General features: G+C 37.6%; 6 protein-coding genes. All 6 read left to right on the top strand.

All coding sequences use genetic code 11. The annotated features are described in order from the left end of the window. The first annotated feature begins 320 nt into the window (after positions 1-320). The 6 genes from AW165_RS14370 to hisD all read left to right on the top strand — a co-directional run bounded on the left by AW165_RS14370 (position 321) and on the right by hisD (position 6,007). Positions 321-1,769 carry an RNA polymerase factor sigma-54 gene (locus tag AW165_RS14370; protein WP_060466205.1) on the top strand — a complete coding sequence of 483 codons (1,449 nt, stop codon included), beginning with the start codon at positions 321-323 and terminating at the stop codon, positions 1,767-1,769. A 167-nt stretch (positions 1,770-1,936) separates the two neighbouring features. After that, positions 1,937-2,275, top strand: coding sequence for a ribosome hibernation-promoting factor, HPF/YfiA family (hpf, locus tag AW165_RS14365; protein WP_005071251.1), 339 nt, complete (start codon positions 1,937-1,939; stop codon positions 2,273-2,275). A gap of 138 nt (positions 2,276-2,413) precedes the next feature. Then, on the top strand, positions 2,414-2,665 hold the full coding sequence (gene ibaG / locus AW165_RS14360; RefSeq protein WP_002115399.1) for a BolA family iron metabolism protein IbaG: 252 nt from the start codon (positions 2,414-2,416) through the stop codon (positions 2,663-2,665). A gap of 6 nt (positions 2,666-2,671) precedes the next feature. Beyond that, positions 2,672-3,928, top strand: a complete 1,257-nt coding sequence (murA, locus tag AW165_RS14355; protein ID WP_002115380.1) for a UDP-N-acetylglucosamine 1-carboxyvinyltransferase — start codon at positions 2,672-2,674, stop codon at positions 3,926-3,928. Next, positions 3,928-4,611, top strand: a complete 684-nt coding sequence (hisG, locus tag AW165_RS14350) for an ATP phosphoribosyltransferase (RefSeq protein WP_005071248.1) — start codon at positions 3,928-3,930, stop codon at positions 4,609-4,611. Before murA ends, hisG begins: the two co-directional genes overlap by 1 nt. A 106-nt stretch (positions 4,612-4,717) precedes the next feature. Then, entirely contained in the window at positions 4,718-6,007 is a 1,290-nt protein-coding gene (gene hisD, locus AW165_RS14345) for a histidinol dehydrogenase (protein ID WP_060466204.1), read from the top strand. Positions 6,008-6,013 lie beyond the last annotated feature (6 nt).

Here is a 6,013-nt window from a genome sequence, read left to right as displayed (position 1 = left end):
TTCTAACGAATGGGGGTGTTTCTTTATTGGGGGGAATAAATATATTTGTAGGGAGTAAATATACAATCGAAGAGTAATCAATTAAACAAAATTAAAAGAGGGCTAGCTCCCCCTAATTAACTTTTTATAACAAGATTTCGTGTCTTACTTCATATGAGAACCATGTTTGATAGAATTAATTCAATAAGATTATTTTTATAATTGGAAAAATCTCTTTTTTCTTCTACAAATTTCAGTTGGATATGTATGACAAATAGAGACTATATGTTATAAATATTGAATAGGCATGATTTTTGCTTGTTTTATGGAAAATGAAATATATGAAATTATCTGTTGGATTGAAAGTAGCGAATTCTCTATCGTTAACACCTCAATTGCAGCAGGCGATTCGTTTGTTACAACTCTCTAGTTTAGAGCTTGAACAGGAAATTCAGATTCAACTAGATAGTAATCCTTTACTTGAAAAAATAGAAGAAGAATCACTAACAGAGAGTCTAGCTGCATTAGAAAATAAAGAATCGGATGACTTAACGACTGAGCTAAATGCAGATCATTTGCCTGATGATTTACCCGTTGATACTGAGTGGGATGATGTTTATACCCATCAATCAACAGCTTTGGCTACTCCAGAATTTGAAGAGCGAGAGGATAATCGCCAAGTTCAATTATCGCTAAAGGAACATATTCTAGAACAAGTTAACCTTTTACATTTTTCTAAAATAGATCAATTAATTGCTTATTGTATTGTTGATGCATTAGATGATAAGGGATTTTTAGATGCTGAAATTGAAGAAATAATTTTAGCGGCACAACAATTATTGAATGAAATGGATATTGAGGAAGAGATCGAAGAAGATGAGGTTTTAGTTGTTTTAAAACACATTCAACGACTTGATCCTTTAGGTATTGGTTCGCGTAATTTAGCGGAATGTTTAAAGATACAGCTCGAATTTCTACCCAAAGATGTTGAATATCTAAACGAGGCAAAAAGTCTATTACAGTATTATGAGCTTTTGATAGCCAATGATCTTAATAAATTGCTCAAACAAACTGGTCTAACGAAAGACCAATTAAAATTTGCAATCAATCTTTTAAAAACGTTAAAACCTTATCCTGGTATGGATTTTGATAAGCAAGAATCTGATTATCAAATTCCCGATGTAGTGGTTTCAAAAAAAGATTTACATTGGCAGGTTCAGCTAAACCCAGATGTACTTCCTAAATTAAGAATTAATTCTTTTTACTCTAGTATGATTCGTAGAGCAGATCAGAGTGAGGATAATTTATATTTACGTAACCAAATGCTTGAGGCGAAAAACTTTATCAAAAGTATTGATGAAAGGCATAAAACGTTATTAAAAGTGGCTTCTTGTATCGTAGAGCATCAAAAAGCTTTTTTGGAAATAGGCCCTGAAGCGATGAAGCCGCTAGTTCTTCGAGATGTGGCAGAAGAAGTCGAATTGCATGAATCTACAGTTTCTCGTGTAACTACAAATAAATATATGCTTACGCCTCGTGGTCTATTTGAGTTGAAATATTTTTTCTCTAGCCATGTAGGAACAACAGCAGGGGGGGAAGCCTCTTCCACCGCAATTCGGGCAATGATTAAGAAACTAGTCGCCAATGAAAATCCACGTAAGCCTTTGTCAGATAATGTAATTGCTACATTGTTAAAAGATGAGGGAATTGAAGTGGCTCGAAGAACGGTCGCAAAATATCGAGAATCGTTACATATTCCTTCATCGTCTGAAAGAAAAGTCTTGATCTGAATTTTGAAGTATGGCTATTCTAGAGATTCATTATGACGAAATAATGAAATTTCATTTTCACCAAGAGAGTAACTAAAATGGTTTAATTGTTCTAAGTTTTCTTTTTGATAGCATTAAATCGTTTTAGTTCTTCTTTAGATAACCTAAAAAAGGTGAGGGATAGAATTATGCAAATAACGATTCGTGGACATCATTTAGCAATTACACCAGCTATAGAAGAAAATATTAAATCAAAATTTAATCAGTTAACAAAACACTTAGATCAGGTGAATAGTATGCAGATTAAATTAACAAAAGATCATCAAATTGATAAGCGCTCTCATAAAGGTAGTTCAAACCATGTTGCAGAGGCTATAGTAAGATTGCCGGGAATTGAGTTGTTTGCTCAGGCAACTGCTGATGATATGTATACTTCAATTAAAAAACTAACTGAAAAATTAAAAAAACAATTATTAAAATATCGGAAAATGCAGTGCACTTATTCGCAAGTTGCTGTTTCTATTTAATAAGTTTTATATAATTGGAAGAGGCTTGAAACATAGCCTCTTTTTTATTGATAAAATATAAACACGTACTGAATTCTTTGAAAAAGTTATAGTAAAATACTTCGTTTTACACCTTAGGTTGCGTCAGAGGTCTTTGCAATGAATAGTGAACAGCTCACTCAAATTTTAAAAGAAGCTTTCCCTGAAGCGGAAGTAGCGGTGAGCGGACAGGCCGGAAAATTTGACCTCCGTATTGTGGATGATCAATTTGACGGTAAGCGTACTGTTGCTCGCCAACAATTAGTTTATGCACCATTAAATACTTATATTGCAAGTGGCGAAGTTCACGCGGTAACAATTCGTGCAATGACCAAAGATGAATGGCGTAAAGCAAGCCTTTTCGGAGCTTAAATATTAATGGATAAATTTTTAATTACGGGTGGTGTTAAGCTCGACGGGGAAGTGCGCATTTCTGGTGCTAAAAATGCAGCTTTACCATTACTTGCTGCAACTATTCTTGCAGACTCTCCAATTACGATCACGAATGTTCCAAATCTTAAAGATGTAAATACTTTGGTCAAGTTGATTGGTGGGTTAGGAGTTACAATCGGCTATGAAAATGACACAGTAAAAGCTGATACCTCTACTTTAGATAATCAGTTTGCTCCTTATGAGCTAGTAAAAACAATGCGTGCCTCAATTTTGGTTTTAGGACCATTATTAGCGCGTTACGGTAATGCGAAAGTTTCTTTACCAGGTGGTTGTGCAATTGGATCACGTCCAGTTGATCAACATTTAAAAGCTTTAGAAGCTTTAGGTGCACATATTGAAGTTGAAAATGGTTATGTCCATGCTTCAGTTGAAGGTCGTTTAAAAGGTGGCGAAGTTGTTTTTGATATGGTTACCGTTGGCGGTACTGAAAACATCTTGATGGCTGCTGCACTAGCTGATGGTGTTACGACTATTCGTAATGCAGCTCGTGAGCCTGAGATCACTGACCTTGCTCAAATGCTCATCAAAATGGGCGCCAAGATTGAAGGACTTGATACTGATACTCTTGTTGTAACTGGAGTAGAAAGTTTGCATGGCTGTGAATATGCTGTGGTAGCTGATCGTATCGAAACGGGATCTTATTTGGCAGCTGCGGCAATTACGGGCGGTCGTGTCAAAACTACACATACCGACCCTGCATTACTTGAATCTGTTTTGGATAAGTTTGAAGAAATGGGTGCCGAAGTCACTCGTGGTGATGACTGGATCGAACTTGATATGTTAGGTAAACGCCCTAAAGCTGTAAGTTTTAGAACTTTGCCACATCCAGAGTTTCCAACAGATATGCAGGCTCAGCTTATGGCTGTAAATGCTATTGGTCGTGGATTTGCAACTATCTCTGAAACGATTTTTGAAAATCGTTTTATGCATGTTCCTGAATTGTCACGCATGGGTGCTAATATTCAGGTTGAAGGTCACGATGCTGTCGTAACTGGAGTAGAAACTTTACAGGCTGCACCTGTAATGGCAACAGATTTGCGTGCTTCGTTCTCTCTAGTTTTGGCAGCTTTAGTGGCAGAAGGAGATACCTTAATTGACCGTATCTACCATATTGACCGTGGTTATGAGCATGTCGAAGAGAAACTTCAAGGTTTAGGTGCCAAAATTAAGCGAGTAAGTTAATGAATGATGTAAGAAACGATGATCCTAATTTTGATGTGATGGGCAATTTTGATCATGGTTTGACCTTGGCACTCAGTAAAGGGCGTATCTTAAAAGAGACGTTACCTTTACTAGCTACAGCGGGTATTAATTTGCTCGAAGATCCGGAAAAGTCCCGCAAACTGATTTTTCCTACTACGCATAAGCAAGTACGTATTTTGATTTTACGTGCATCTGATGTGCCTACCTATGTAGAAAATGGCGCAGCAGATTTAGGCGTAGCAGGCAAAGATGTGTTGATGGAACACGGTGCTCAGCATGTATATGAGCTACTTGACCTGAAAATCGCTAAGTGTAAATTAATGACTGCTGGTAAAGTGGGAATGGAACGTCCAAAAGGCCGTTTAAAAATTGCCACGAAATACGTCAATCTTACTCGTCAGTATTATGCAAGCTTAGGTGAGCAAGTTGATGTAATTAAACTCTATGGTTCTATGGAGTTAGCGCCTTTGGTCGGGTTGGGTGATTACATTGTTGATGTGGTCGATACTGGTAATACGCTAAGAGCGAATGGTCTTGAGCCATTAGAGGAGATTTGCAAAGTCTCTTCACGTTTAATTGTAAATAAAGCTAGTTTTAAACGTAAGCAAACTTTATTAAACCCAATCATTTCACAGCTCGAGCAAGCTGTTCAATCACGTTAAAAGCAATTTCCCATCATGCTTTTGTGATAGTTGCTTCAGATGATGCCCACAAGCGCCTAGAAAAAGAGTAAACTTGTTTTTTCTTTTTCGCCTTGTGGGTAAATTGATGCGACGTTTATCGACTCAAGATCAGAACTTCAAACAGGTTTTTGCTGAGCTTTTAGCATTTGAAACTGTAAATGATCTTAATTTAGTGCAAACAGTAGATCAAATTATTGCTGATGTTCGTCAGCATGGTGATGATCATGTTTTAAAGCTTACTCAACAGTTCGATCGACATCCAGCGCATCAATTTGCAGATTTAGAAGTATCTCAAGAACAACTTAAAACTGCTTTTGATAATTTAAGCCCAGAAATTCGTGATGCTCTAGAGTTGGCAGCAAAGCGTATTCGTACATTTCATGAAGCTCAGAAACAAGAGAGCTGGACTTATATAGATGATTTGGGTAATACATTAGGACAAAAAGTCACACCTCTAGACCGTGTGGGTATTTATGTACCAGGTGGTTTAGCCTCTTATCCGTCTTCAGTTTTAATGAATGCAGTGCCAGCCCATGTTGCTGGTGTACCTGAAATTATTATGGTTGTTCCTGCACCAAACGGTGAACTAAATCCATTGGTTCTAGCTGCGGCTTACCTTGCAGGAGTGAGTCGAGTATTCACTATTGGGGGAGCTCAAGCTGTAGCAGCTCTTGCTTATGGTACTCAGACTATTCCACCTGTAGATAAAATTACTGGCCCTGGAAATCGTTTTGTGGCGGCTGCCAAACGCGCTGTATTTGGTCAGGTTGGTATTGATATGATTGCTGGACCTTCTGAAATTTTAGTATATGCAGAAGGTGAAAATAATGCAGATTGGTTAGCTATGGATGTTTTATCTCAGGCTGAACATGACACAGTTGCTCAAGCTATTTTCATTACTCCTGATGAAGCTTTGCTTAATGCGGTAGAGTTGGCAATTGAAAAGCATTTAAATGAATTGCCAAAGGCAGACATTGCGAGAACTTCGATTGAAAACCGTGGTGCTTTGGTATTAGTTAAAGACCGTGCAGAAGCAATTGATTTGATTAATCAAGTTGCACCAGAACATTTGGAACTTTGCTTAGATGATGCCGAGGCTATGAGTGAAGATATTCGCCATGCTGGAGCAATTTTCATGGGGCGCTATACACCTGAAGCAATTGGTGACTATTGTGCAGGTCCAAACCATGTATTGCCGACTTCCGGAACTGCTCGTTTTTCTTCTCCATTAGGTGTTTATGATTTCCAAAAACGTTCGAGCTTAATCATGTGTTCGAAAGATGGAGTCAAATCGTTAGCTAAGACAGCAGATATATTGGCTGTCCAAGAGAACTTAGATGCCCATGCACGCTCAGCTCGCTATCGTTATCAATAAGCTTAT

It is taken from the genome of Acinetobacter sp. LMB-5, assembly GCF_001541635.1.
In the GTDB taxonomy this organism is placed as follows: domain Bacteria; phylum Pseudomonadota; class Gammaproteobacteria; order Pseudomonadales; family Moraxellaceae; genus Acinetobacter; species Acinetobacter pittii.
The sequence above is the reverse complement of the archived record's forward strand: the minus strand, read 5'-3'. Positions and strand labels throughout refer to the sequence as shown.